Genomic DNA, 24,741 nt, shown 5'->3' with positions numbered 1-24,741 from the left:
CCCTCGGTGGCGACATCCCCGGGGTTCACGCACCCACACGAAAGAAGGCGCACGCTCATGGCACGAGCAGTAGGCATCGACCTCGGCACCACCAACTCCGTGGTCTCGGTCCTCGAGGGCGGCGAGCCCACCGTCATCGCCAACGCCGAGGGATCCCGCACGACCCCGTCGGTCGTCGCGTTCTCCAAGACCGGCGAGGTGCTCGTCGGGGAGGTCGCCAAGCGGCAGGCCGTGACGAACGTCGACCGCACCATCACGTCGGTCAAGCGCCACATGGGCACCGACTGGTCCGTCGACATCGACGGCAAGAAGTACAACGCGCAGGAGATCTCCGCCCGCGTGCTCGGCAAGCTGAAGCGCGACGCCGAGGAGTACCTGGGCGAGCCCGTCACCGACGCGGTCATCACCGTCCCGGCCTACTTCAACGACGCCGAGCGCCAGGCCACCAAGGACGCCGGTCAGATCGCAGGCCTCAACGTGCTGCGCATCGTCAACGAGCCCACCGCCGCGGCGCTCGCCTACGGGCTCGAGCGCGGCAAGGAGGACGAGCTCATCCTCGTCTTCGACCTCGGTGGCGGCACGTTCGACGTGTCCCTCCTCGAGGTGGGCAAGGACGACGACTTCTCGACCATCGAGGTCCGCGCCACCTCCGGCGACAACCGCCTCGGCGGCGACGACTGGGACAACCGGATCGTGGAGCACCTCATCAAGGAGGTCAAGAACTCCACGGGCGTCGACCTGTCCAAGGACAAGATCGCCCTCCAGCGTCTGCGCGAGGCCGCTGAGCAGGCCAAGAAGGAGCTCTCGTCCGCGACGAGCACCAACATCTCGATGCAGTACCTGTCGATGAGCGAGAACGGCCCCGTCCACCTGGACAGCAAGCTCACGCGCGCGCAGTTCCAGCAGATGACCGCGGACCTGCTCGACCGCACCAAGGCCCCGTTCCACGCCGTGATCCGCGACGCGGGCATCAAGCTGTCGGACATCGACCACGTCATCCTCGTCGGCGGCTCGACCCGCATGCCCGCCGTGACGGAGCTGGTCAAGGAGCTCACCGGCGGCAAGGAGCCCAACAAGGGCGTCAACCCGGACGAGGTCGTGGCCATCGGCGCCGCGCTGCAGGCCGGTGTCATCAAGGGCGAGCGCAAGGACGTCCTGCTGATCGACGTCACGCCGCTGAGCCTCGGCATCGAGACCAAGGGCGGGGTGATGACCAAGCTCATCGAGCGCAACACGGCCATCCCGACCAAGCGCTCGGAGATCTTCTCCACCGCCGAGGACAACCAGCCGTCGGTGCTCATCCAGGTCTTCCAGGGCGAGCGCGAGTTCGCCCGCGACAACAAGCCGCTGGGCACCTTCGAGCTCACCGGCATCGCCCCCGCCCCGCGCGGCGTCCCGCAGATCGAGGTCACCTTCGACATCGACGCCAACGGCATCGTGCACGTCTCCGCGAAGGACCGCGGCACGGGCAAGGAGCAGTCGATGACGATCACCGGCGGCTCGGCGCTGCCGAAGGACGAGATCGACCGCATGGTCAAGGAGGCCGAGGCGCACGCCGCGCAGGACAAGGCCCGCCGCGAGGAGGCCGAGACCCGCAACTCCGCCGAGCAGCTCGTCTACTCGACCGAGAAGCTCCTGGCCGACAACGGCGACAAGCTCTCCGACGACGTGAAGTCCGACGTCAACAAGGCGATCGACGAGCTCAAGACCGCGCTCGAGGGCGAGGACATCGAGCCCGTCAAGGCCAAGCACGAGCAGCTCGTGACGTCCGCCCAGAAGATCGGCGAGGCGCTGTACTCCTCCGACCAGGCCGGGGCGGCGGCAGGCGCCGGCGCCGCGGGCGAGGCGCCGACCGACGGTGGCCCCTCGGCGACGGCCAGTGACGAGGACGTCGTCGACGCCGAGATCGTGGACGAGGACGAGTCCAAGTGAGCGAGGACCGGACCCCCGCCGGCGGGGAAGGCCGCCCCGACCCCTCCGGCGAGGAGACGCCCCGCTTCACCGACAAGCGGCGCATCGACCCGGAGACGGGCGCAGTGCGCGACCAGGGCGCCCAGCCCGAGGGCGCCGAGGCCGACCCGCTCGCCGGGCTCGAGGCCGAGGCGGACGCGCACATGCACGAGGCGCTCGTCGCGGCGGAGGGCCTGGCGGCCGAGCGACTCGACGAGCTGCAGCGCGCCAACGCGGCGTACTACAACCTCGAGCAGCAGTACACGTCCTACGTGAAGCGCTCGAAGAGCGATGCCTCGGTCGCTCGCGAGCGGGGTGTCGCGGAGGTCGCCGAGGCGCTCATCCCCGTGCTCGACGACATCCAGCTCGCGCGTCAGCACGGCGACCTGACTGGGCCCTTCGGCTCGATCGCGGAGAAGCTCGAGGCGATCCTGGGCCGGTTCGGCATCGTCCGGTACGGGGCCGAGGGCGAGGTCTTCGACCCCAACGTGCACGAGGCGCTCATGCACTCGCACTCCTCGGAGGTCGCGGAGCCGACCGTCGCGACGGTGCTGCAGCCCGGGTACCGGGCGGGCGAGCGCATCCTGCGGGCGGCCCGGGTCGCAGTCGTCGACCCGGATGCCTGAGGCTCGGCATCCGCTGGGGTGCGTCGAGCAGCCTGAGTTGAGCCGGAGGGAGACGCCGTGAGCGGCCAGGACTGGCTGGAGAAGGACTACTACGCCGCTCTCGGCGTCCCCAAGGACGCAGACCAGGCCGCGATCAAGAAGGCGTACCGCAAGCTCGCCCGGCAGATGCACCCGGACCACAACCCGGGCGACTCGAGCGCCGAGGCGAAGTTCAAGGAGGTCGGCGAGGCCTACTCGGTCCTGTCCGACCCCGAGCAGCGTCAGCAGTACGACCAGCTGCGCGCGATGGCCGGCGGCCCGCGGTTCTCGGGCGCCGGCGCAGGCGGGGGCGCCGCCGGGTTCGAGGACCTGTTCGGCGGAGCCTTCGGCGGTGGAGGCGGCCAGCGGGTGCGGTTCTCCACCGGCGGCGGTGGCGGACAGGACATGCCCGGCGGCTTCGAGGACATCCTCGGCGGCCTGTTCGGCGGCGGTGGCGGCGGCTTCGGCGGTGGGTTCGGCGGCGGGGGCCGCGGACCCCGCCAGGGCGCCGACCTCGAGGCCGTCACCACCCTGCCGTTCCGGCAGGCCACTGAGGGCTCGACCGTCTCACTGAGCGTCGAGGGGCGGACGGTCAACGCCCGCATCCCCCCGGGGGTCCACGACGGGCAGAAGATCCGGTTGCGCGGCAAGGGCCGGCCCGGCGCCAACGGCGGGCCCGCGGGGGACCTGGTCGTCACGGTGCGGGTCACCCCGCACCCCGTGTTCACCCTCGATGGCAACAACCTGCGCGAGACGGTGCCCGTGTCCTTCGACGAGGCCGCGCTCGGCGCGCAGATCGAGGTGCCGACCCTGGACGGCGGCACGGTGCGGCTCAAGGTCCCGGCGGGCACCCCGTCGGGACGCACCCTGCGGGTCAAGGGCCGGGGCATCACCACGTCCAAGGGCACGGGCGACCTGCTGGTCACCGTGCTGGTCGTGGTGCCGCAGAAGCTCACGGGGGCCGCGCGCGACGCGGTCGAGGCCTTCGGTGTGGCGACCGCGGGCGAGGACGTGCGCGCCGACCTCCGGGCGCAGGCCCGGACCTGATGTGACCTGACCTGAACACGTGACGGCGAAGGGGCGAGACATGCTGGCGGAAGACGCGCAGGTGTACGTGATCTCGGTGGCGGCCGAGCTCGCGGGCATGCACCCGCAGACCCTGCGGCAGTACGACCGGCTGGGCATCGTCTCGCCCCGGCGCACCCGTGGCCGGGGCCGCCGCTACTCGTGGCGGGACATCGAGCAGCTCCGCGAGGTGCATCGGCTCTCGCAGGACGAGGGCGTCAACCTCGCGGGGATCAAGCGCATCCTCGACCTCGAGGCCGAGGTCGCGCGGCTGACCCAGCAGGTCGAGTACCTGCGCTCGTTCGCGGAGCCGGGCCGGCGGGTGTTCACCGCCGGCCCCACGGGCGACGTGATCGCGATGCGCCGCGGCCAGCGGGCCCGGATGGGGGAGCAGCGGAGCACGGGCGGGGCCATCGTGCTGTGGCGCCCGACGAGACGCACGGAGATCACTTACCGCTGAGGGCCTGCCGCCCCGGAGCCGCTGCGCGGCTGGGCGGAGGCCGCACGTGTTGCGAGCGAGTCGCAACTGGGTTGTCCTGGAATTCGGTCATGCGGCGGTGAGCCGACGGCCTGTCCCAGGGGGGAACCACCATGGCAGAGCGCTCCACCGCATCGACCGACCAGGCGCCAGGAGTGGGGGCACACCTCCGGGACTTCCGGCGCAGCCTGTCCAGCGCCGACCGGCGGAGCCTCATCGGGATGACGTCGCTCATCGCGGTCCTCCACGTCGTCGGATTCGGGCTGCTGCTCGGCGTCGTGGCGCCGCAGCACTTCGCTCTCGGAGGCGACTACCCCGTCTACACCGTTGGCGTCGGGATCCTGGCCTACACGTTCGGCCTGCGGCACGCGTTCGACGCGGACCACATCGCGGCGGTCGACAACACGACGCGCAAGCTCATCGGCGACAACATCGCCCGCGAGGCCCAGGGCGCCGGACGCCAGAAGAAGCCGCTCTCGGTCGGCTTCTGGTTCTCGCTGGGGCACTCGACCATCGTGTTCGGCCTGGCGTTCCTGCTCGCGCTCGGGGTCAAGGCCATCGTCGGCCCGCTCGAGGACGACAGCTCGACGCTGCACACCGTGACCGGCATCATCGGCCCGTCGGTGTCCGGGGCCTTCCTGTGGATCCTCGGCATCCTGAACCTCGCCGCGCTCGTCGGCATCCTCAAGGTCTTCCGCTCCATGCGCACCGGCGCCTATGACGAGGCCGCGCTCGAGAAGCAGCTCGACTCCCGGGGATTCATGAACCGCTTCCTGGGCGGGCTCACCAAGTCGATCACCAAGCCCTGGCAGATCTACCCCGTGGGCGTGCTGTTCGGGCTCGGCTTCGACACGGCCACCGAGATCGGCCTCCTGGTCCTGGCGGGCGGCGCTGCGGCGTTCAACCTGCCGTTCTACGCGATCCTGCTGCTGCCGATCCTGTTCGCGGCGGGGATGTGCCTGATGGACACCCTCGACGGCGTCTTCATGAACGGCGCCTACGGCTGGGCGTTCGCGCGCCCGGTGCGCAAGGTGTTCTACAACCTGACGATCACCACCATCTCGGTGATCGTCGCGCTGGTGATCGGCACGATCCAGCTCGTCAGCGTGTTCGCGGACCGGTTCGACATCACGACCGGGCTCGTGGGGGCGATCGCCGACATCGGCCTCGACTACGCCGGCTACGTCATCGTGGGGCTGTTCCTGGTCTCGTGGCTGGTCGCACTCGCCGTCTGGCGCTTCGGGCGCGTCGAGGAGAGGTGGTCGTCCCACATTGCCGGGTAGGACCAACGACGAGGCACTGCGCGACGCGCTCTCCGCGACCGGGCGTGTCACCCAGCAACGCCTGTCCTGCCTCCGCGCACTGGAAGACGCCGACCGCCACCTCACCGGCAACGAGCTGGTCGACGCTGTCCGCGCCGAGCTGCCCCACATCCGGCCTTCGACCGTCTACCGCACCATGGCGCGGTTCGTCGAGACCGGGCTAGCCCACCGCGTCGACGGCTTCCGCGGGTCGCGGTACGGCGTCGGCCACGGCCACGGGCACGCCGTGTGCCCACGGTGCGACCGGATCGACGACCTCGACATCCGCGAGGTCATGCCGCTGCTCGAGCGGGCCTCGGGCCCGGTGCTCGGCGTGACGGTCGTCGCCCTGTGCGGCGACTGCCGTCGCCCGACGGACCCCCGGTAGGGACCCCGTCCCGGGCGGGTGCGGTCAGACGCCCGCGCCTGAGCGGAGTGCGAGGGCCCGCGCGATGTCGGCCTCCCGGGCGGTGCGGGTCGCGAGGCAGGGCGCGGATCCGCTCGGGGTCGCTGGTGCGGACCGCGGCGTCCGTGCGCGGTGTCGGCTGTGCCTCGTGCCCGTCCATGATGAGGAGCGCAGATGCGCAACATCTCTTGCGCAAGAGTTATTGCGCAAGAGATGTCGCGAAGGACGACGCGTGGATCGTCGAGGCGACCGCCGTCAGCCGAGGGGCTCGGTCCACAGGTAGACGTGCAGGTCCTCGCGGGAGGCCGTCGTCACCAGGTCGACGATGTCCGAGAGGACCAGGGCCAGCTCGCCGGCCGTCGCCTCCATCACGTCCGAGGCGGCCCAGCGCTCGGCGACCTCGCCCAGCGCGTCCTCGTCGTCCGTGCGCCCGAGCTCGACCAGCAGGTCGACCAGGAACGGCGGCAGCTCGAAGAGGTTCTCGTGGTCCAGGTCGACCTCCTCCAACTCGAGGTCGCCGGTGCCGAAGCGCACCACCTCGGCGGCGATCTCGCCGAGGGCCTCGAGCTCGGCCGGGCCCACCGACGTGAGCTCGATGTGGGTGGCGGTGTCGGGCACGTCGCCGGCGTCCAGCGCGGCGGTGCGGGTGAGTGCGGTCGCGTGGTCTGCTGCGAACAGCTCGCTGAGTTCGGCCATGCGCCCACTCTGGCACCGCTCGCGGCGCTGCGGCGCGTCTGCGTCGGCGCGTCCCAGAGGTCCGTCCGGGTGATGTCCGGCACAACCACGAGGGCAGGCGCGGCGATTCGTCCGGTGCGTCGCGCGACGGCACGCGGGACGAATCGGGCGAGGGCCTGTGGAGGGCCCTGTGGAGGGCCATGTGGGCGCTCTGTGGACCGTGGAGAACATGCAGGTCCGGGCCGTGTCGGACCCTCGCTCTAGCCTGGAGTTGTCCACAGAGGGTGAAGAACGACACGCGTGTAAGCACAACCGCTAGTGGTGAGAGCAATCACCGACCACTAGGTGTAGTGTCGAGACCCTCGCCGCGGGCAGTCCGCGGGTGCCACATCTGGGGGAGCCACGATGACGATCACGGTCTACAGCAAGCCGTCGTGCGTGCAGTGCACTGCTACCTACCGTGCGCTGGACAAGGCCGGTTTCGAGTACGAGATCGTGGACATCAGCCAGGACTCCGCCGCTCGTGACTACGTCGTGTCGCTGGGCCACATGCAGGCGCCCGTCGTCGTCGCAGACGGCGAGCACTGGTCCGGCTACCGGCCCGACCAGATCAAGGCGCTCGCCGAGCGTGCGGCTGTCGCGGTCGCCTGACCGCTCGCGGCCCCGACGGGCCGAGCATCACGGCATCACCTGACTGACTCGAGGCGAGGGAGCCATCATGAGCTCACTGGTCTACTTCTCGAGTGCGTCAGACAACACGCACCGGTTCGTCCAGCGTCTCGGGATCGCGGCGCAGCGCATCCCGCTGACGCCCACGCAGCCCTTCCTGCGCGTGCACGAGCCCTACGTCTTGATGACGCCCACCTACGGTGGCGGCAACGAGGGTGGGGCCGTGCCGCGGCAGGTGGTCAAGTTCCTCAATGACGAGGGCAACCGCTCACTCATCCGCGGCGTCATCGCCGCGGGAAACACGAACTTCGGCGAGGCGTACTGCATCGCGGGGGACATCATCGCGGCCAAGTGCCACGTCCCCTACCTGTACGGCTTCGAGCTCCTAGGAACGACTGAGGACGTCACACGCGTCCGCGAAGGGTTGGGAACATTTTGGCAGCGACAGTCACAGATTCCGGCGTAGAGACCGGGCTCGACTACCACGCGCTCAACGCGATGCTCAACCTGTACGGACCTGACGGTCGCAGCATCCAGTTCGACAAGGACCGTGAGGCCGCGCGGCAGTACTTCCTGCAGCACGTCAACCAGAACACCGTCTTCTTCCACGACCTCGCGGAGAAGCTCGAGTACCTGGTCGAGAACAAGTACTACGAGCCCGAGGTCCTGGCGCAGTACGACGCGGCGTTCGTCAAGAGCCTCTTCGAGCACGCGTACTCCAAGAAGTTCCGCTTCCAGTCGTTCCTGGGCGCGTTCAAGTACTACACGTCGTACACGCTCAAGACGTTCGACGGGAAGCGCTACCTGGAGCGGTTCGAAGACCGCGTCTGCATGGTCGCGCTGACCCTCGCCGGCGGCGACGAGCAGTTCGCGATCAAGATGGTCGACGAGATCATCGCGGGCCGCTTCCAGCCGGCCACCCCCACCTTCCTCAACTCGGGCAAGGCGCAGCGCGGCGAGGCCGTCTCCTGCTTCCTGCTCCGCATCGAGGACAACATGGAGTCCATTGCGCGGGGCATCAACTCCTCGCTGCAGCTCTCCAAGCGCGGCGGCGGCGTCGCGCTGCTGCTCAGCAACATCCGCGAGCACGGCGCGCCTATCAAGCACATCGAGAACCAGTCGTCCGGCGTCATCCCCGTGATGAAGCTGCTCGAAGACTCGTTCTCCTACGCGAACCAGCTCGGCGCGCGCCAGGGCGCCGGCGCGGTGTACCTGCACGCGCACCACCCCGACATCATGCGGTTCCTCGACACCAAGCGTGAGAACGCCGACGAGAAGATCCGCATCAAGACCCTGTCGCTGGGCGTGGTCATCCCCGACATCACCTTCGAGCTCGCCAAGAAGAACGAGCCGATGTACCTGTTCTCCCCGTACGACGTCGAGCGCGTCTACGGCGTGCCGTTCGCGGACATCTCGGTCTCCGAGAAGTACCACGAGATGGTCGAGGACAAGCGGATCCGCAAGACGAAGATCAACGCCCGCGAGTTCTTCCAGACCCTCGCCGAGCTGCAGTTCGAGTCGGGCTACCCGTACATCATGTTCGAGGACACGGTGAACAAGGCGAACCCGATCAAGGGCCGCATCACCCACTCGAACCTGTGCTCGGAGATCCTGCAGGTCTCGACGCCGTCCACGTTCAACGAGGACCTGTCCTACGACCACGTGGGCCGCGACATCTCGTGCAACCTCGGCTCGATGAACATCGCCCTGGCGATGGACTCGCCCGACTTCGGCGCGACGGTCGAGACGGCGATCCGCGCGCTGACCGCGGTCTCGGACCAGACGAGCATCGAGTCGGTGCCCTCGGTCAAGCGGGCGAACAACGGCGGGCACGCCATCGGCCTCGGCCAGATGAACCTGCACGGGTACCTGGCCCGTGAGCGTGTCTACTACGGGTCCGAAGAGGGCCTCGACTTCACGAACATCTACTTCTACACCGTCGCCTACCACGCGATCCGGTCGTCGAACCTGCTCGCGATCGAGCGGGGCAAGGCGTTCGACGGCTTCGAGGACTCGACCTACGCGTCGGGCGCGTACTTCGACAAGTACGTGAACGGCACGTGGGAGCCCAAGACTGCCCGCGTCCGCGAGATGTTCGAGGCCGCGGGCGTGCACATCCCGACGCAGGACGACTGGCGCGCGCTGGCCGCCTCGGTTCAGGCGCACGGGCTGTACAACCAGAACCTGCAGGCGGTGCCGCCCACCGGGTCGATCTCGTACATCAACCACTCGACGTCCTCGATCCACCCCGTCGCGTCGAAGATCGAGATCCGCAAGGAAGGCAAGATCGGGCGCGTCTACTACCCGGCGCCATTCCTCACGAACGACAACCTGGAGTACTACCAGGACGCGTATGAGATCGGCTACGAGAAGATCATCGACACGTACGCCGAGGCCACGCAGCACGTGGACCAGGGCCTGTCGCTGACGCTGTTCTTCAAGGACACCGCCACCACGCGCGACATCAACAAGGCCCAGATCTACGCCTGGCGCAAGGGCATCAAGACGCTGTACTACATCCGCCTGCGCCAGCTCGCGCTGGAGGGGACGGAAGTGGAGAACTGCGTCTCGTGCATGCTGTGACCGGTTGTGCGCGCGCGTCCAAGAACACGATGGAGTTGTGATGAGTGAGAAGTTGAAGCTGGTCAGCCGGGTCTCGGCGATCAACTGGAACCGCCTCGAGGACGACAAGGACGCCGAGGTCTGGGACCGCCTGGTCGGGAACTTCTGGCTGCCCGAGAAGGTGCCGGTGTCCAACGACATCCAGTCGTGGGCCACCCTGAACCCGCAGGAGCAGGAGCTCACGATGCGGGTCTTCACCGGCCTGACGCTGCTCGACACCATCCAGGGCACCGTCGGCGCCGTCTCGCTGATCCCCGACGCGCTCACGCCGCACGAGGAGGCGGTGTACACCAACATCGCGTTCATGGAGTCGGTGCACGCCAAGTCGTACTCGTCGATCTTCTCGACGCTGTGCTCGACGCGTGAGATCGACGACGCGTTCCGCTGGTCGGAGGAGAACCCGAACCTGCAGCGCAAGGCCGAGATCGTCATGGAGTACTACCGCGGCGACTCCCCGCTCAAGCGCAAGGTCGCCTCGACGCTGCTCGAGTCCTTCCTGTTCTACTCGGGCTTCTACCTGCCCATGTACTGGTCGAGCCGGGCCAAGCTCACCAACACGGCCGACCTGATCCGCCTGATCATCCGTGACGAGGCCGTGCACGGGTACTACATCGGCTACAAGTTCCAGAAGGGCCTCGAGAAGCTGTCCGAGGCGGAGAAGCAGGAGATGAAGGACTACACCTTCGAGCTCCTCTTCGAGCTGTACGACAACGAGGTGGAGTACACGCAGGACCTCTACGACGGCGTCGGCCTGACCGAGGACGTCAAGAAGTTCCTGCGCTACAACGCCAACAAGGCCCTCATGAACCTCGGCTACGAGGGCCTGTTCCCCCGCGACGAGACGGACGTGAACCCCGCGATCCTCTCGGCGCTGTCGCCCAACGCTGACGAGAACCACGACTTCTTCTCCGGCTCGGGCTCGTCCTACGTGATCGGCAAGGCCGTCAACACGGAGGACGAGGACTGGGAGTTCTGACCTCCCGCCCCTGACGTACCGACGCCGCCGACCTCCACGAGGTCGGCGGCGTCAGTGCGTTCCGTTGGTCCCCGTGTGACCCGTGCGCGCCGGCGTGGGAATGTCGCCACAGCTCCTACCGGCCGAGCTCCTGCCCTGCAGCGTGGACCGCGGCATCGCGGGTCGCCGCGATCGTCGCGAGGAGCCTCAGGGCGTGATCGCTCGCGGACGCGGGTTCCGCACGGTAGACGATGAGCTGCTGGCCGGCGGCGCCCCGCACATCGAACGAGTTGAACTCAAGGGTGAGACGCCCGACGTCCGGGTGGACGAACACCTTGGCCTCATGAGTCTTCCCACGCGCGTCGTTATGGGCCCAGAGCGCGCGGAAGCGCGGGCTCACGCGCAGCTCCTCCGCCAGTGCGAGCGTGGCGCCGTCATGCGGGTCGTAGCCCAGCGCCAGCCGGATGTTCGCGACGCACGCCTGCGCGGACCGGTCCCAGTCGTCGAAGAAGGCCGCCCCCGCGGGATCCACGAAGACCATCCGGGCGAGATTCTCGGTCTCCTCGAACGGCGAGTAGAGCGCTCGGGCGAGCGGGTTCAGGGCGAGGATGTCCAGGCGGCGGTTCAGGATGAGGGCCGGGGTGTCGGGCCACGCGTCCATCAGGCGATGCAGCGACGGGTCGACCTGCTCGCTGACAGGTGACGGGGATGCGGAGGGCGTCGCGCCCGCCAGGCGGAACAGGTGCTCGCGCGCATCGGTTGCGAGGTCGAGTGCTCGGCTCAGCGCATTGAGAACGGATGCTGACGGGTTGTGCTCGCGCCCCTGCTCGAGCCTGGAGTAGTAGTCGACGCTGACGCCGGCCAGCATCGCCACCTCTTCGCGGCGGAGGCCGGGCACGCGACGCACCCCGCTCCAGCGGACTCCGGCGGCGTCGGGGCTGAGGGCCGCGCGGCGCGCGGTGAGGAAGAGCCCGAGGTCATTGGTCGCCATGCAGACAGCCTGCCCGCTCGGGAGCGTCGGTGACAGGGCGTGGCACACCCAGGCTGTCCCCGCGCGTTCCCCACCGTGCAGCCGGGGTGCGCCCACCCTCGGTGCGTCACGGTCTGTTTGCTCCGAACGCGGCCCCGCAGGCTCGTGGTCAGGATCTCCACCGAGGGGATCGAGGAGGAAGCATGAACAACGCATTCACACCCGAGCTGCTGGCACGCATCATCGACAACCAGGCCGCCTACGCGCAGCCGTTGCTGTTCGTCGGCGCCCAGGTCCACGTGTTCGACTCGCTGGTCGGAGAGATGGAGGATGCTGACATCCTCCTCGGCGAGGGGTTCATCGTCGGCACCGGCCCGGGCATCGTGACAGCCGCGGGCGACGACAACGCCCTCGTGATCGACTGCGCGGGCATGGTCATCGTGCCCGTGGTGATCGATGCCCGTGCCGCGCTCGGCCTCAATGCCAGCCGGGCCTCGGATGTCGGGACCCTCTGGCCGGGGAACACGGGGAGCTTCGCGATCGTGGACGCCGCGCTGGCGACCGACGCCGCGAGCGCCATCATGACCGTGCTGACGCGGCCTGAGTCCGTGGCGGCGATCGTCGTCGACGGCAAGGTCGTGCTCTGGAACGGGGAGCGGACCGCGAACGCCCCCGAACGGCCGGACTCCACGCGTGCGGGTGAGGTCGCCGCTTCCACCAGCCCTTACCTGGGGATGTGGATCGACACGTCTGACTTCCTTCACCAGGAGCTCACGGCGGATGGACGCTACGACGAGACCCGTGGCGGCCGCCCGCACGCGTTCCAGGGTTCCTTCTGGATCGATGGCGAGCGCATCGACTACCTCGACGACCTGGGCTTCTGGGCGTTCGGCGAGTTCATCGACGGTGTCCTCCACCACGGGCCCTACACGCTCGAGCGCCGCTGAGCCCGACGACCACGAAGGAGAACTGACATGCCCGAGACCACCTCTCACCCCTATGTCGGCATGTGGCACACCGCTGACGGGCGCGTCCGCCACGAGTTGCTCCCCGGCGGGCGATACGTCGAGGCTCGCGGGACGCGGGAGTCCGCGTACACCGGCAGGTACACCGTCACCGGCGATCACATCGACTACGTGGACGACACGGGGTTCACCGCGGACGGCGACTTCATCCAGGGCGTTCTGCATCACGGCGGCATGGTCCTGCGCCGCGTCGAGTAGCCGCGCCGTTGGCGAGGTCGTGGATGCGGGCGCGCCCAGGGGGAGGCCTCTGGCGGTCCGCATCCGCGGCAGCACTCCGCCCGGCGGGCGAGGCCGGGCCCTGCGCATACTGGCCCGATGACCCCGCCCGTCCGCCAGTGGTTCGCCGGGCACGGCGATGGGCCCGAGCCGCTGGTGCTGCTGCACCCCGGTGGCGCCGACTCGCGGGTCTTCGAGTCGCTGCTCCCGCACCTGGGGCACCGCTACCGGGTGCTCATGCCGGACCGGCGCGGTCACGGGCGCACCCCGGACGTCGACGGCCCGCTGACCTACGCCGCGATGGCCGACGACACGGCCGACCTCATCGACGCGCAAGTCGGGGCGCCGGTGCACCTGCTCGGGTACAGCGACGGCGCCGTGGTCGCGCTGGAGGTCGCTCGCCGACGCCCGGACCTGGTCCGGGATGTCGTGCTGGTCGCTGGGGTCTTCCACCGGGACGGGTGGGAACCCGGGGTGCTGGAGGAGGCGGAGGCGGTCGTCGCGCCCATGGCTGACGCCTACGCCGAGGTCTCGCCCGATGGGCCGGAGCACTACCCGGTGATCGTGGCCAAGAACGCGCAGATGCGCCGCAGCGAGCTGACGCTCACCGAGGAGGACGTCGCGGCTGTGGCCTGCCCGGCGCTGGTCATCGTCGGCGACGACGACGAGGTGCGGCTCGAGCACGCGATCGCGCTGTACCGGGCACTGCCGCGGGGCGAGCTCGCGGTCGTTCCCCATGCCTCGCACGGTGTGCTGGTCGAGCACCCGGCGTGGTGCGCGTCCCTGGTGTGCGCGCTGCATGAGCCCGACCGCGGCGAGACGTTCGCGCCCCGGCGGCGCGCCGAGCGGTAGGTCTCTACCGTGCTCGGGCCGGCGCCCGAGCGCGCACGGCCCGACGTCGAGAGCGGACGCGCCGAACACGGACCCGCCGCTCCCGGAGCCGCCGAGCCGCCTGACGCGTGAGACCGCGCCGGCGTCCGGGTCAGGCGCGGGCGTCGCTCGCGGGCGAGTCGAAGGCGATGTCGGCGTAGTGCCGGACCAACTCCTGGGCCAGCGGGACGAGCTCGCGCTCGCCGGGCACCAGGGTGGTGTCGTGGGCGCGCCGCTGGGCCGCGACGTCGAGATGGGGGCGCGGGTCCACACCGGCGAGAGCGAGGAAGGCGACCAGCAGGGCGCGGGCGGCCCGTGAGTAGGCGCCGCCAGCGTCGACGGCGACCTCGGCGATGATCACGGACGTCATGGCGACGTCGAGGCCTGCCGGGCCGATCGTGGCGTTGGCCCAGTCGACCAGCGCGGGGCCGTGCGGCTCGGTGAGGATGATGTTGGCCGGGTGCAGGTCCAGGTGGACGAGGCACTGGTCGAGCCGACTGGCCAGCGGCGCCCCGGACTGCGCGGAGCCGTCTCCCGCCACCTCGGGCAGCGGCACGGTGTGCAGGCGGGTGTGCAGGTCGGCGAGGACGGCGGCCCCGTCAGCGATCGACACCTCGTCCGCGGCCATGGCCTGCAGCAGGGTGGGGCCGTGCAGCCGCTCCATCTCCAGGTCGGGGCCTTGGGCGCTGAAGACCTCGGGGGCGGGGAAGCCGTGGGAGCGGGCGTGGGCCATCAGCCGCACCTCGCCGAGGGCGGAGCGGCCGGAGCGGTAGCGCCGCAGCACCCGCTCCTCGTCGAGGGCGAAGACGTCCGCGTCACGCCCTGCGGCGAGCACGGGACCCGGGACGGCCGGAGCATGTGGGGCGGCGTCGGGAGCGATTCCGGCGGAGCACATACATCGACGGTAGACGTGTCTCGGCAAATTGTCCCGTGCAGAGCCTTTGCACTGTACAGAATGACCGCTCTCGAGGTCAGTGGATCCCGCATGAACTTTTGACCTGCACCGTCAGACCGCCAGACATGGTGATGTGACGTACAACATTCGGTCAAGCGCTGCGGGGAGCGCGCGCGAAGGAACGGCTCAGCGCGTGAGGTCGACCAGCAGCCGCTCGGCGTCCTCATACACAGCTGGCAATCCTACGAGGCGCACGCGCGGCGGATGGCGCACGAGCTGGGGGACGTCGAGCTGTAACGCGTGCCGCGCGACATGGGCGAGGGTGCGGGTGACCACCCGGTCGAGGGCAGTCGGGCCGTCGGGATCGTCAGACGGCTGCTCGTCCAGCTCCATCTCGTCCACGAGCACCACGAACACGTCGCCGCCCAGGCTCGCCATGGGGTGGACGTCGCCGAACTGGTCGCGCAGGGCGGCCCCGACCGTGGCTGATCGGGCGAGCCGTGACCACGGGGTGGCCGAGGGTGTCGCCGCGTCCAGCACCAGCAGGCGGTGGGACTGCGTCGGGGAGACCCCGGCGCGGCGGCTCACGGCGTACGTCTCGACGAGCCGGGTGGCCAGGTAGTCGCGTGTCGGCAGGCCTGAGGACGGGTCGAGGCACGACCCCAAGGCGATGCCGGAGGTCTGCTCGTCCGTCCAGCCCTCGCATAGTGCCCGCAGCATCGGCGTCGGTGGCGGACCACCGTCGACGCACTGGTAGAACGCGGCCAGATCGTCGATGGCCTCCGCGATGCCCACCCCGGCCGCGCATCGGGCGGCGCCGAGGCGCACGGCCGCAGCCTCGCCGTCCTCGCCCGCGAGCACCGCCGCGACGAGTCCGTCCACGGCCGGATGGCGCCAGTCGGACGCCCGCCGCCAGGTCGAGGCGACGCTCCGCTCGCGCCAGCGCTCCCTCAGGGGCGCGCCCGCGGCAGGGGCGCCGCGCGGCTCGTTGGGCGTCATGCCTGGTGAGACGGCGCTCTCCCCGAATCATGACGCGGAACCCGGCGCCAATTTTCAGTCGTTTTCGCACCGATACGTCCAACTGTGCAAGGCTGAGCCCCACATGGCGCACCGCCGACGGTGCAGGCAGGGCGACGATGCCCACGGCGGTCCTCCGCCCGGGTGATCGAGGAGGTTCGGCGGGCAATGGGTGGGACGCGACCCGAGGATTCACCCCTCGGTGATGCCGAGCTCATCACCGCTGCCCGCGCCGGAGACGCCGAGGCGTTCGGCCAGCTCTACGAGCGGCACGCCGGGGCCACCTGGGCCGTGGCCCGCCAGTACACGAACTCCGCCGCCGACGCGGAGGATGTCGTCGCCGAGACGTTCGCCAAGGTCTTCGCGATCCTCAAAGAGGGTGGCGGTCCTGACGTGGCCTTCCGCGCGTACGTGTTCACCGCCGCACGGCGCCTCGGCATGCAACGCGTCCAGGCGGGCCGTCGCACCGAGGCCACCGACGACGTCCGCGTCCTCGAGTCTGTCCTCGGCGCCGAGGAGTCCACCGAGGCCCCTGCCATGGCCGACTTCGAGCGCGGAGTCGTCGCCCAGGCCTACAGCACGCTGCCCGAGCGCTGGCAGGCCGTGCTCTGGTACACCGAGGTCGAGTCGCTCAGCCCGGCGAAGATCGGTCCGCTGCTCGGCCTGTCCGCGAACGGGGTCGCCGCGCTCGCCTACCGGGCCCGCGAGGGGTTGCGGCAGGCCTACCTCCAGCAGCACCTGCAAGAGCCGTTGGCTTCCGGGTGCCGTGAGGTGGCCGGCAAGCTCGGGGCATACGTCCGCGGCGGCCTCGCCGCCCGGGACACCACGCAGGTCGACGGCCATCTCGAAGGATGCGGCGACTGCCGTGCGTTGCTGCTCGAGCTTGGCGACGTCAACCACGGGATGCGGGCGGTCATCGCGCCGCTGGTGCTCGGCGCCGTCGGGCTCGGCGTCCTCGCGCACCCGTTGCCGGTCAGCGGTGGCCTCGCCGCTGGCGTCGCGGCGTTGGGCGGCGGGGGTGGGGCAGCCATCGCGGCCGGGACCACCGCGACGGCAACCACGGCGGCCGGCACGGCGGCCGCAGCTGGCACCACGGCGTCTGGCACCACGGCGTCTGGCACCGCCGCGACCGGCACTGCGGCGACCGGCACTGCGGCGACCGGCACTTCGGCGACCGGTGCGGGGGCCGTTGGAGGTGCGAGCGCGAGCGGTGCGGCAGCGGGTGGAGTAGCAGCGGGCGCGGCGGCGGGGGGCGCCGCCGCAGTGGGCGGGGTCGCCGGGATCGGCGCCGCGCTGGCCTCCTTGCCGCTGGCCGTCATCGGGCTGGCCGCGGCGTCGATCGTGGTCGTTGCTGCCGTGGCCACCGCCGGGGCGCTCGGCGTCTTCTCGCAAGATCCGGACGCCTCCGCCTCGGACGCGGTGGTCACGTCCGCTCCTGCGCCCACGACGAGCGACACGACCACTGCCCGGCCCGTCTCGCCCACCGACCTGCCGAGCCCGTTCGCCTCCCCGGACGTGCCCGCTGCCGACGCGGGCCCCGAGTCCGTGGACCCGGGCGTGAGCACGGATTCGAGGCGCCCTCCGGTGACTACGGTTGCCGTCGGAGGCGCAGCCGAGCCCGAGGGCGACGCGGGACCCGCCGCGGAGCCGGGATCCGCCGCCGCGCCGCCTGCCGCGGAGCCGGATTCTGGAGCGTCGCCGGCGCCATCCCCTGCGCCGGGCCCGTCGCCGGCGCCCGGTCAGCCGACCGAGCCGCCGGTCAGCCCGACGCCAGCCCAGATCACCGTCCCGGCCTCGGGTCCCGTGGTGCTGGTCGCGGACGGCGCCGAGCAGGGCCTCAGCATCAACATCGAGAACTCGGGTGGGGCGACCGCCACCGGCCTCCGGGCCGAGATCACCCTCCCGCCGGGTGCGGTCCTCGCGTCCACCACGACGCGGATCGTCGCGTCACCGCTCCGCATGGCGCTGGCCTCCCCGTCCGCGGTGGGTGCCCGTCTCGCCGTGGGCGGCGCGAGCGGGTGGGTCTGCGCCGGGACCGCCGGCGGCGGCGTCGCGACGTGCGCGCTCGACCGGTTGGAGCCGGGTTCCACGGCGATCCTCACGCTGCAGGTGGTGGTGGACGACTCGGCGCTGGGCGGCGCTGAGGCAGTCGTCTCGATCCAGGTCACCGGTGACGGGCTCGCGCCCCTGCGGCTGCAGGCGCCGGTGCTGGTGCACCGCCAGGCGCGGTTGGACGTGGCGGCGGCCTCGTCGGTCGACCTCGTGGAGGGGCAGCGGCAGCAGGTGCGGGTGACCGTCGCCAACGGCGGGGACGTCCCCGTGCGGGGCGCGGCGGTGCGGGTCGCGCCGCCGACCGGTGTCGAGTGGGCGGCGTCGCCCGGCGCGTCCGGGCCGGGCTGGTCGTGCGAGTCGGAGCCCTCGGGTGCGGTGCTGTGCGTTCGCGACCTCGACGCCGGGGCGGTGGCGCCGCTGATGCTGCACGTGCGGGCGGCGACGGGCGTCGTCCCTGGCCCGATCGGCGCCTTCCACGTGACGGCGTCGGCGGCGGGGGCACGCGCCGGACAGGTGGACATCGGCGTCGTGGCCCGGGCGTCGCGGCTGGCCTTCGCCTCGGCCCCGGTGGCGCGTCTGCTCGATGGCGGCGGCGGTCGGGTGGAGGCCACGGTGGCCAACTCCGGGAACCACCCCGCGCAGGGGGCGGTCGCCGAGTTCGTCCTCCCGCGCCACCTGGCCGCGAACCTCACGTCGGATCTCGGCGGGGCGTCGTGCGTGGTGGGAGAGGCCGGAACGGTGCGGTGCGCCCTCGGGACGGTGGAGCCCGGCGCGACGGCATCCGTGGCGGTGGGCGTGCGGGCCGTCGCCGCGGGCTCGGACGACGTCACAGTGCGGCTGACCGGCGGAACCGGCGCCGAGGTTGTGGAGCGGGCGGCCGCCGCCGCCGGGTGGGGCGGCTTCGCGCCACGGTTCAGCCAAGCGGGCGGGTGGTCGGTCACCCAGGTCGGCGCGCCGCTGCTCAGCTGCCTGGGCGTGCCCGGCACCGGCGTGACCTTGCCCGGCGCGTGCCAGAACGCCGTGGCCGGCGCCGGGTCGGCACTCGACAACAACGACTTCCTCATGGTCCCGCTCAACGCGGCCGGAGGGCGGCACGTCTCCTCCAGCGCCCGGCTCGAGGTCCCCGCCGATCGGGAGATCGCCTTCGCGGGCCTCTACTGGTCGGCGAACCACGCCCGCTTCGACCAGCTCACCGGCGACCGCGCGACCGTCCGCCTGCGCGGGCCGGGGGAGGTGGCGTACAGCGCCCTCACCGGCGAGGTGCTCGCCGAGGTCCAGGACGACGCGCGCCGGGCCTACTACCAGTCGTTCGCCGACGTGACCGAGCAGGTGCGCGCGGGCGGCCCCGGGGTGTGGTCCGTCGCCGACATCGCCGTCGCGTCGACCCGGCTCGACCTGACCCCGACCTACTACGCCGGGTGGGCGCTCGTGGTGGTCTACGCCGAGCCGGGCGCCGGAGCCGTCGCCGTGTACGACGGCGGCGCCTGGGCCAGCGGGTTGGGCCAGTCCGCGCCAGCGTTCGCCTTCGCCGCTGACGGGTCCCGAGCGCAGATCGGCGTCGTCGGCTGGGAGGGCGACCGGAGTTCGAGCGGCGACTCGCTGCTGCTCGACGGCTCGGCCCTGACCCCGTGGCGCTGGACGGGCTCGGCGCTCGCCGCGACCGGTTCGTCCGCGAACGCGTTCGACTCGACCGCCGTCGGATGGAGCGGCGCCAACTCGCTGGGCGTGGACGCCAAGCCCTTCCAGGAGGCGCCGCTGCGCCAGCCGGTCAGCACCCTGACCGCGGTCGCCACAGGCGACCGTTACCTGCTCGGCGTCATCACGGTGCAGACCCGGGACTGACGCCGAACCAGGCCTCGATCGTCCGGGGCAGCGCCGGGTCGGTGGGGTCCCCAGCCCAGGCGACATGCCCGTCAGGCCGGATCAGAACGGCCGGGGGAGCGGTGACCTCGCCCAGCACCGGCAGCTCCCAGCCGCCCTGGCGCCTGGCCTCGACCAGGCGCACGCGATCAGCCGACGGGGGCGGTACGGGCCCACCGGGCTCTGCGAGGACGAGCAGGATCGGGCGTGCGTCGTGCAGCAGCTCGAAGACGTGGGTGGGGCCGTCGGGGCCGTCGAGGTCGAGATCAGGCATGCGCCGCCCGACCACCGGGTGCGTTCCATCGAGGTCGTAGTGGATGTCCAGGCCGGAGAGGCTCCCGGCCAGGCGTCGGCGCGCCTGGTCGAGCCCCAGCAGGTCGATGAGGACGCCGCGCAGGGCGTCGTGGCGGTCATCCGGGGTGCTCAGCGCGACCTGCGCCATGGTGTGCCGCAGCACCTGCGCCGCCACCGGGTGCCGCTCCGCGCGGTAGCTGTCCAGGAGGGCGTCGGGCGAGGCGTTCTCGACGACCTGGGCCAGCTTCCAGCCGAGGTTCACCGCGTCCTGCACGCCGGTGTTGAGCCCTTGGCCGCCCTGCGGCGGGTGCACGTGGGCGGCGTCGCCCGCGAGCAGCACGCGGCCCGCACGGTAGGACGCCGCCTGCCGGGTCGCGTCGGTGAACCGGGAGATCCAGGTGGGGCTGCGCACCCCGTAGTCAGTCCCGTAGGCGAGGACGAGCGCCTCGCTGACCTGCTGCAGCGTGGGCTCGCCGGGCTGGCCGATGTGCTGCTCCTTGAGCACCACCCGGTACGGCCCGCCGCCCCGCTCGCGATCGACCGGCCCGATGCCGCCGCCCTCACGGCGCATCCCGATCTGCGGATGCTCCGTCATGTCCACCTCGGCGATCAGCCAGCTCGTCGTGGCGTCCGACCCGGGGAACTCGATGCCCGCGGCCCTCCGCACCGTGCTGCGCCCGCCGTCGCAGCCCACCAGGAACTGCGCGCGGATCGAGCGGCCGTCGGAGAGGCGCACGTCGACGCCGTCGTCGTCCTGCGCGAAGCCGGTCACCTCGGTCTCCCGGATCACGGGGACGCCCAGCTCGGCGACCCACTCCGCGAGGAGCCGCTCGATGTGCCCCTGCCAGAGCGCGAGCCCGTAGGGGTGCCGGGTGGGGAAGTCGCTGATGTCCAGCGGGATCCCGGCGAAGCCCTGGATCTGCATCGGCTGCCCCGCCGCGAGGAACCTGTCGACGACGCCGCGCTGGTCGAGCACCTCGAGGGTGCGGGAGTGCAGCCCACCGGCGCGGGAGCCGTCGACCTGCTGGGTGGCGCACCGCTCGACGACGACGGCGTCGACCCCGGCGATGGCCAGCTCGGCAGCCAGCATGAGTCCCGTCGGGCCGCCGCCGGCTATCGCCACGGCGTGGTCGGTCATCGTCGCTCCCATGCGGCCCTGCGGGGTGGCGTCAGTCTTCGAGCTCGGTCACCGCGGCGACCGCGGCCTCGATGGGGACGTCGCCGGAGACCAGCTCGAGGGTCAGGCCCGAGGAGAGCGGCTCGTGCAGCAGCGCGGCGATCACCGCGGCCACGTCGTCCCGTGGCACCGACCCGGGAGGCGCCTCGGTGTCCAGGCGGACCCGGCCGGTGCCGGGCTCATCGGTCAGGCGGCCGGGCCGCAGGATCGTCCAGTCCAGCTCGTGACCGGCCAGGTAGCGCTCGCTGGCCGTCTTGGCGCGCAGGTACGCGGCGAACGCCTCCGACGCGTCCTCGGGTGGCTCCTCGCCCGCGCCCATCGACGACACCAGGATGTAGCGGTGGACGCCCGCGTGGGAGGCGGCGTCGGCCAGTGCCGCGGCAGCCGCCCGATCGACGGTGTCCTTGCGGGCGGCGCCGCTGCCCGGGCCGGCCCCTGCGGCGAACACCACCGCGTCGGCGCCGGACAGGGCGCCGGGCAACGCGCCGGGGTCGACCTTCTCGAGGTCGATCAGCACCGCGCCCGCGCCGTCGCTCCGGACGTCGGGGATGTGCTCGGGGTTGCGCACGATCGCTATGGGCGTGTCCCCGCGTGCCACCAGCAGGCGAGTCAGACGACGGGCGATCTGGCCGTGGCCTCCGGCGATGACGATGCGCATGGGCCCCACGCTAGGTCCGATACGTCCTCTCCGCGCGGGCGGGTAGCCGCCGCGTGCGAGGCGGGTGGGTGCGCTGCCGGGCCGACGTGGGTCCCCCCAGACCAGTCGTGGGCCCGGCAGCGCGTGTCCTCAGCGGGCGTCCCCCGAGCCGCCGAGGACAGTCGATGGCGCCTCGAGGAGGCGCAGATGGGAGAGCCGCTCCCGCAGGCCCTGGACGTCGTCCGGGCCTTCGCCGCCGCCCGGCACGAGCGACAGCGCGGTGAACGTCTCCGCGGTCGGCAGGATCTCGCGGGCGAGGTCGCGCAGAGTCTCGGCGATCTCGGTCAGCTCGGCCACGCCGAGGTCGGCGCGGGCGGAGTGGACGTCGTCGAGCGGCGGGTCGTGGGGCTCGGTGGTGTCGTCGTGGTCCCGCAGCCCGACGTAGAGCACGAACCCGGCACGGGGACGCGGCTCAGGCAGGCTCTTCTTGGCGGGGAGGGTCATGCAGGCCTCCGGTGTGCGATCCCACCCCGGACGGGATGGGCATGTGGTCGATGGGCTGACGCGCGTCAGGACCGACAGCATGGGGAGCACAGGCGCGCCGGATCGTGCGCCGAGTCGGCGACGAGGGTGGGCAGCGCGGGGTACACGACTTGATCGTGTCAGGAGATGCCGAGATGCCCAAGGGGGAATGCCCGAGATCTCACCGTGTGAGAACTGCGTGAGAAAACTGGCTGGTGAGGCTCACCGGGCAGCCCGGGGCGCGGTCCGGGTGGCCGGGCTGGCGTCGGACAGGTCAGACGACGCCGTACAGGCGGTCGCCCGCGTCGCCCAGGCCCGGGACGATGTACGCGTTCTCGTTGAGCCGCTCGTCCACCGACGCGACGACCACCTTGACGTCGCCCCGGTCGCCGACGGCGTCCTCGAGGACCTTCAGGCCCTCGGGCGCGGCCAGCAGGCACACGGCCGTCACGTCGCGGGCCCCGCGGGCGAACAGGAAGTCGATCGCGGCGACGAGCGTGGCGCCCGTGGCCAGCATCGGGTCCAGCAGGAAGCACTGGCGGCCCGCCAGGTCGTCCGGGAGGCGGTTCGCGTAGGTGATCGCCTCGAGGGTCTCCTCGTCGCGCTGCATGCCCAGGAAGCCGACCTCGGCCGTGGGCAGCAGGCGGGTCATCCCCTCGAGCATCCCCAGGCCGGCGCGCAGGATGGGCACCACCAGCGGACGCGGGTCCGCCAGCTTGATGCCGGTGGTCTGCGTGACCGGAGTCTGGATGACGGTGGGCTCCGTGCGGACCTCGCGGGTGGCCTCGTACGCGAGCAGCGTCACCAGCTCGTCGACCAGCAGCCGGAACGTCGGGGACGCCGTCCGCTCGTCTCGCAGGACGGTGAGCTTGTGGGCGACCAGCGGGTGGTCGGCGACGTGCAGGCGCATGGCTCACAGGCTACCGCCAGTCCCACAGAGTGGACGCCGCCCGAGGTCCCGGATGGAAGGATGACCAGCATGATCGGCCTGCCGCGTGACGCAGAAGACATGGCGTGCGCGCTCGCAGAGGCGCGCTCCGCCCTCGCCACCGGCGACGTCCCGGTCGGGGCGGTCGTCATCGGGCCGGACGGCGGCATCGTCGGGCGCGGGCACAACCAGCGCGAGGCCACCGGCGACCCCACCGCGCACGCCGAGGTGCTGGCGCTGCGCGACGCCTCCGAGCGGCTCGGGCGCTGGCGGCTCGACGACTGCACCCTCGTCGTCACCCTCGAGCCCTGCCTGATGTGCGCGGGCGCCACCGTGCTGGCCCGCGTCCCACGGCTGGTGCTGGGCGCCTGGGACCCCAAGGCCGGGGCGTGCGGCTCGCAGTGGGACGTGGTGCGCGACCGGCGGCTCAACCACCGCGTCGAGGTCATCGGCGGGGTGCGGGAGGCCGAGTGCGGGGAGCTGCTGCGCGAGTTCTTCGCCGAGCACCGGGCCGACCCGGGCCGACCGGCCGACTAGAGGCGCCGCGCCAAAGCCGTCAGCGTCGGCGTGGTGCCCGCGTCGAGGGTGAGGGTGGCGAGGGCGTCGCCCCGGGTCGGCCCCTGGTTGACGATGACCACCGGCTTGCCCGTCCGGGAGGCGTGCACCACGAAGCGCCGGCCCGACATGACCGTCAGGGACGATCCGGCGACGAGCAGCGCCTGCGCGTCGTCCACCAGCGCGAACGCCCGCTCGACCCGCTCCTTCGGCACGTTCTCGCCGAAGTACACGATGTCCGGCTTCAGCATCCCGCCGCACTCGCCGGCGCCGCCGTCCGGGTCGGGGGCCCAGCACGACGCGATCCGGAAGTCCGCCGTCGACTCGATCACCGCATCGGCGTCCGGCGCGATCTCGATGTCCGCCACGGCGCCCACCGACTCCACGAACCCCGGGTTGAGCGCCTCCAACCGCTCCGCCACCTCGGCCCGCGGGCGCACCGTGCCGCAGCGCAGGCACACCACCCGGTCGTACCGGCCGTGCAGGTCGATCACCGTGCGCGATCCCGCCTCCTCATGGAGCAGGTCCACGTTCTGCGTGATGACGCCGTTCACCACCCCACGCGCCTCCAGCTCGGCCAACGCCCGATGGCCCGCGTTCGGCTCCGTGCGGTGCATGTGCCGCCAACCGACGTGGTTGCGGGCCCAGTAGTGCCGGCGGAACGCCTCATCGCCCACGAACTGCTGGAACGTCATGGGGGTGCGCGGCGGCGAATCCGGGCCGCGGTAGTCCGGGATCCCCGAGTCCGTCGAGATGCCCGCGCCCGTCAGCACAGCCAGCCGCCTGCCGCGGAGCAGGTCGACCACGTCCTCGAGCGAGCCGGCCGCAGGGCGGGGGAGCGCAGTCGAGAGGGTCACCGGACCACCGTACGACGCGGGTCTGGAGGTCGCCGCTGCGGTCGCCGAGGGGTGTCTGGGCTGGCCGATTACGGACCATGGGCTCCGACCAGGTACCCTTC

General features: G+C 71.5%; 24 protein-coding genes. 15 read left to right on the top strand and 9 right to left on the bottom strand.

What is annotated here, in order from left to right; genetic code table 11:
• The first annotated feature begins 57 nt into the window (after positions 1–57).
• The 6 genes from dnaK to NP064_RS15400 all read left to right on the top strand — a co-directional run bounded on the left by dnaK (position 58) and on the right by NP064_RS15400 (position 5,826).
• Positions 58–1,932, top strand: coding sequence for a molecular chaperone DnaK (gene dnaK, locus NP064_RS15425; RefSeq protein ID WP_227569977.1), 1,875 nt, complete (start codon positions 58–60; stop codon positions 1,930–1,932).
• Positions 1,929–2,576: a nucleotide exchange factor GrpE gene (grpE, locus tag NP064_RS15420; protein WP_227569978.1), complete on the top strand. Its 648-nt coding sequence runs from the start codon at positions 1,929–1,931 to the stop codon at positions 2,574–2,576. Before dnaK ends, grpE begins: the two co-directional genes overlap by 4 nt.
• A 57-nt stretch (positions 2,577–2,633) precedes the next feature.
• Positions 2,634–3,641 carry a DnaJ C-terminal domain-containing protein gene (locus NP064_RS15415; protein ID WP_227569979.1) on the top strand — a complete coding sequence of 336 codons (1,008 nt, stop codon included), beginning with the start codon at positions 2,634–2,636 and terminating at the stop codon, positions 3,639–3,641.
• Positions 3,642–3,681: 40 nt separating this feature from the next.
• Complete coding sequence (locus NP064_RS15410) at positions 3,682–4,119, top strand: heat shock protein transcriptional repressor HspR (protein WP_227569980.1); 438 nt, start codon at positions 3,682–3,684, stop codon at positions 4,117–4,119.
• Positions 4,120–4,250: 131 nt separating this feature from the next.
• Positions 4,251–5,420, top strand: a complete 1,170-nt coding sequence (gene nicT, locus NP064_RS15405; protein WP_227569981.1) for a Nickel transporter NicT — start codon at positions 4,251–4,253, stop codon at positions 5,418–5,420.
• Positions 5,410–5,826 carry a Fur family transcriptional regulator gene (locus tag NP064_RS15400; RefSeq protein WP_227569982.1) on the top strand — a complete coding sequence of 139 codons (417 nt, stop codon included), beginning with the start codon at positions 5,410–5,412 and terminating at the stop codon, positions 5,824–5,826. The genes nicT and NP064_RS15400 overlap by 11 nt, the downstream gene beginning before the upstream one ends.
• Positions 5,827–6,099: 273 nt before the next feature.
• Here the strand turns inward: NP064_RS15400 and NP064_RS15395 are convergent, their stop codons facing one another.
• Positions 6,100–6,540, bottom strand: coding sequence for a hypothetical protein (locus NP064_RS15395; protein WP_227569983.1), 441 nt, complete (start codon positions 6,538–6,540; stop codon positions 6,100–6,102).
• A 384-nt stretch (positions 6,541–6,924) separates the two neighbouring features.
• Here NP064_RS15395 and nrdH point away from each other — a divergent pair, with 384 nt between their 5' ends.
• From nrdH to nrdF, 4 genes are all read left to right on the top strand, one after another.
• Positions 6,925–7,170 carry a glutaredoxin-like protein NrdH gene (gene nrdH, locus NP064_RS15390; RefSeq protein WP_227569984.1) on the top strand — a complete coding sequence of 82 codons (246 nt, stop codon included), beginning with the start codon at positions 6,925–6,927 and terminating at the stop codon, positions 7,168–7,170.
• A gap of 67 nt (positions 7,171–7,237) precedes the next feature.
• Positions 7,238–7,654 carry a class Ib ribonucleoside-diphosphate reductase assembly flavoprotein NrdI gene (nrdI, locus tag NP064_RS15385; RefSeq protein ID WP_227569985.1) on the top strand — a complete coding sequence of 139 codons (417 nt, stop codon included), beginning with the start codon at positions 7,238–7,240 and terminating at the stop codon, positions 7,652–7,654.
• Positions 7,624–9,771, top strand: a complete 2,148-nt coding sequence (gene nrdE / locus NP064_RS15380) for a class 1b ribonucleoside-diphosphate reductase subunit alpha (protein ID WP_227569986.1) — start codon at positions 7,624–7,626, stop codon at positions 9,769–9,771. Before nrdI ends, nrdE begins: the two co-directional genes overlap by 31 nt.
• A 40-nt stretch (positions 9,772–9,811) precedes the next feature.
• A complete protein-coding gene (gene nrdF, locus NP064_RS15375) occupies positions 9,812–10,786 on the top strand; it encodes a class 1b ribonucleoside-diphosphate reductase subunit beta (RefSeq protein ID WP_227569987.1) in 975 nt (324 codons plus the stop codon).
• A 115-nt stretch (positions 10,787–10,901) separates the two neighbouring features.
• Here the strand turns inward: nrdF and NP064_RS15370 are convergent, their stop codons facing one another.
• Entirely contained in the window at positions 10,902–11,756 is an 855-nt protein-coding gene (locus tag NP064_RS15370) for a helix-turn-helix domain-containing protein (RefSeq protein ID WP_227569988.1), read from the bottom strand.
• Positions 11,757–11,938: 182 nt separating this feature from the next.
• Here NP064_RS15370 and NP064_RS15365 point away from each other — a divergent pair, with 182 nt between their 5' ends.
• The 3 genes from NP064_RS15365 (at position 11,939) to NP064_RS15355 (ending at position 13,828) form a co-directional block, all read left to right on the top strand.
• Positions 11,939–12,682 carry an Atu4866 domain-containing protein gene (locus NP064_RS15365; RefSeq protein ID WP_227569989.1) on the top strand — a complete coding sequence of 248 codons (744 nt, stop codon included), beginning with the start codon at positions 11,939–11,941 and terminating at the stop codon, positions 12,680–12,682.
• 27 nt (positions 12,683–12,709) lie between these two features.
• Complete coding sequence (locus tag NP064_RS15360; RefSeq protein WP_227569990.1) at positions 12,710–12,958, top strand: Atu4866 domain-containing protein; 249 nt, start codon at positions 12,710–12,712, stop codon at positions 12,956–12,958.
• A 117-nt stretch (positions 12,959–13,075) separates the two neighbouring features.
• The gene (locus NP064_RS15355; RefSeq protein WP_227569991.1) at positions 13,076–13,828 is read left to right on the top strand and encodes an alpha/beta fold hydrolase; all 753 of its coding nucleotides are present in this window, start codon (positions 13,076–13,078) and stop codon (positions 13,826–13,828) included.
• A gap of 130 nt (positions 13,829–13,958) precedes the next feature.
• Here NP064_RS15355 and NP064_RS15350 read toward each other — a convergent pair whose 3' ends face one another.
• Together NP064_RS15350 and NP064_RS15345 are read right to left on the bottom strand one after the other, a co-directional pair.
• Positions 13,959–14,741: a phosphotransferase family protein gene (locus NP064_RS15350; RefSeq protein ID WP_227569992.1), complete on the bottom strand. Its 783-nt coding sequence runs from the start codon at positions 14,739–14,741 to the stop codon at positions 13,959–13,961.
• Positions 14,742–14,927: 186 nt separating this feature from the next.
• Positions 14,928–15,740, bottom strand: a complete 813-nt coding sequence (locus tag NP064_RS15345; protein ID WP_255623953.1) for a hypothetical protein — start codon at positions 15,738–15,740, stop codon at positions 14,928–14,930.
• A 186-nt stretch (positions 15,741–15,926) separates the two neighbouring features.
• Here NP064_RS15345 and NP064_RS15340 point away from each other — a divergent pair, with 186 nt between their 5' ends.
• The gene (locus tag NP064_RS15340; protein ID WP_227569994.1) at positions 15,927–19,652 is read left to right on the top strand and encodes a sigma-70 family RNA polymerase sigma factor; all 3,726 of its coding nucleotides are present in this window, start codon (positions 15,927–15,929) and stop codon (positions 19,650–19,652) included.
• On the opposite strand, the gene NP064_RS15335 is transcribed toward NP064_RS15340, so the two are convergent.
• From NP064_RS15335 to upp, 4 genes are all read right to left on the bottom strand, one after another.
• Positions 19,630–21,102 carry an FAD-dependent monooxygenase gene (locus tag NP064_RS15335; protein ID WP_227569995.1) on the bottom strand — a complete coding sequence of 491 codons (1,473 nt, stop codon included), beginning with the start codon at positions 21,100–21,102 and terminating at the stop codon, positions 19,630–19,632. The genes NP064_RS15340 and NP064_RS15335 overlap by 23 nt on opposite strands.
• A 31-nt stretch (positions 21,103–21,133) precedes the next feature.
• On the bottom strand, positions 21,134–21,799 hold the full coding sequence (locus NP064_RS15330) for an SDR family oxidoreductase (protein ID WP_227569996.1): 666 nt from the start codon (positions 21,797–21,799) through the stop codon (positions 21,134–21,136).
• 129 nt (positions 21,800–21,928) lie between these two features.
• On the bottom strand, positions 21,929–22,282 hold the full coding sequence (locus tag NP064_RS15325; RefSeq protein ID WP_227569997.1) for a hypothetical protein: 354 nt from the start codon (positions 22,280–22,282) through the stop codon (positions 21,929–21,931).
• A 292-nt stretch (positions 22,283–22,574) separates the two neighbouring features.
• Complete coding sequence (gene upp / locus NP064_RS15320) at positions 22,575–23,210, bottom strand: uracil phosphoribosyltransferase (RefSeq protein ID WP_227569998.1); 636 nt, start codon at positions 23,208–23,210, stop codon at positions 22,575–22,577.
• A 60-nt stretch (positions 23,211–23,270) separates the two neighbouring features.
• Between upp and NP064_RS15315 the strand changes: the two genes are divergently transcribed.
• A complete protein-coding gene (locus tag NP064_RS15315) occupies positions 23,271–23,765 on the top strand; it encodes a nucleoside deaminase (protein WP_227569999.1) in 495 nt (164 codons plus the stop codon).
• Here NP064_RS15315 and NP064_RS15310 read toward each other — a convergent pair.
• The gene (locus NP064_RS15310; RefSeq protein WP_227570000.1) at positions 23,762–24,640 is read right to left on the bottom strand and encodes a Sir2 family NAD-dependent protein deacetylase; all 879 of its coding nucleotides are present in this window, start codon (positions 24,638–24,640) and stop codon (positions 23,762–23,764) included. The two genes, NP064_RS15315 and NP064_RS15310, sit on opposite strands and share 4 nt — an antisense overlap.
• Positions 24,641–24,741: the final 101 nt, after the last annotated feature.

This window comes from Cellulomonas chengniuliangii (assembly GCF_024508335.1).
GTDB lineage: Bacteria > Actinomycetota > Actinomycetes > Actinomycetales > Cellulomonadaceae > Cellulomonas_A > Cellulomonas_A chengniuliangii.
This window is presented reverse-complemented; position numbering and strand designations above follow the sequence as displayed.

What these genes read in the sequence shown, in the direction of transcription:
- dnaK (WP_227569977.1), top strand. Translation starts at nt 58, where the DNA reads ATGGCACGAGCAGTAGGCATCGACCTCGGCACCACCAACTCCGTGGTC.
- NP064_RS15410 (WP_227569980.1), top strand. Translation starts at nt 3,682, where the DNA reads ATGCTGGCGGAAGACGCGCAGGTGTACGTGATCTCGGTGGCGGCCGAG.
- nicT (WP_227569981.1), top strand. Translation starts at nt 4,251, where the DNA reads ATGGCAGAGCGCTCCACCGCATCGACCGACCAGGCGCCAGGAGTGGGG.
- NP064_RS15395 (WP_227569983.1), bottom strand. Translation starts at nt 6,540, where the DNA reads ATGGCCGAACTCAGCGAGCTGTTCGCAGCAGACCACGCGACCGCACTC.
- nrdH (WP_227569984.1), top strand. Translation starts at nt 6,925, where the DNA reads ATGACGATCACGGTCTACAGCAAGCCGTCGTGCGTGCAGTGCACTGCT.
- nrdI (WP_227569985.1), top strand. Translation starts at nt 7,238, where the DNA reads ATGAGCTCACTGGTCTACTTCTCGAGTGCGTCAGACAACACGCACCGG.
- nrdF (WP_227569987.1), top strand. Translation starts at nt 9,812, where the DNA reads ATGAGTGAGAAGTTGAAGCTGGTCAGCCGGGTCTCGGCGATCAACTGG.
- NP064_RS15370 (WP_227569988.1), bottom strand. Translation starts at nt 11,756, where the DNA reads ATGGCGACCAATGACCTCGGGCTCTTCCTCACCGCGCGCCGCGCGGCC.
- NP064_RS15365 (WP_227569989.1), top strand. Translation starts at nt 11,939, where the DNA reads ATGAACAACGCATTCACACCCGAGCTGCTGGCACGCATCATCGACAAC.
- NP064_RS15360 (WP_227569990.1), top strand. Translation starts at nt 12,710, where the DNA reads ATGCCCGAGACCACCTCTCACCCCTATGTCGGCATGTGGCACACCGCT.
- NP064_RS15355 (WP_227569991.1), top strand. Translation starts at nt 13,076, where the DNA reads ATGACCCCGCCCGTCCGCCAGTGGTTCGCCGGGCACGGCGATGGGCCC.
- NP064_RS15350 (WP_227569992.1), bottom strand. Translation starts at nt 14,741, where the DNA reads ATGTGCTCCGCCGGAATCGCTCCCGACGCCGCCCCACATGCTCCGGCC.
- NP064_RS15345 (WP_255623953.1), bottom strand. Translation starts at nt 15,740, where the DNA reads ATGACGCCCAACGAGCCGCGCGGCGCCCCTGCCGCGGGCGCGCCCCTG.
- NP064_RS15340 (WP_227569994.1), top strand. Translation starts at nt 15,927, where the DNA reads ATGGGTGGGACGCGACCCGAGGATTCACCCCTCGGTGATGCCGAGCTC.
- NP064_RS15335 (WP_227569995.1), bottom strand. Translation starts at nt 21,102, where the DNA reads ATGACCGACCACGCCGTGGCGATAGCCGGCGGCGGCCCGACGGGACTC.
- NP064_RS15330 (WP_227569996.1), bottom strand. Translation starts at nt 21,799, where the DNA reads ATGCGCATCGTCATCGCCGGAGGCCACGGCCAGATCGCCCGTCGTCTG.
- NP064_RS15325 (WP_227569997.1), bottom strand. Translation starts at nt 22,282, where the DNA reads ATGACCCTCCCCGCCAAGAAGAGCCTGCCTGAGCCGCGTCCCCGTGCC.
- upp (WP_227569998.1), bottom strand. Translation starts at nt 23,210, where the DNA reads ATGCGCCTGCACGTCGCCGACCACCCGCTGGTCGCCCACAAGCTCACC.
- NP064_RS15315 (WP_227569999.1), top strand. Translation starts at nt 23,271, where the DNA reads ATGACCAGCATGATCGGCCTGCCGCGTGACGCAGAAGACATGGCGTGC.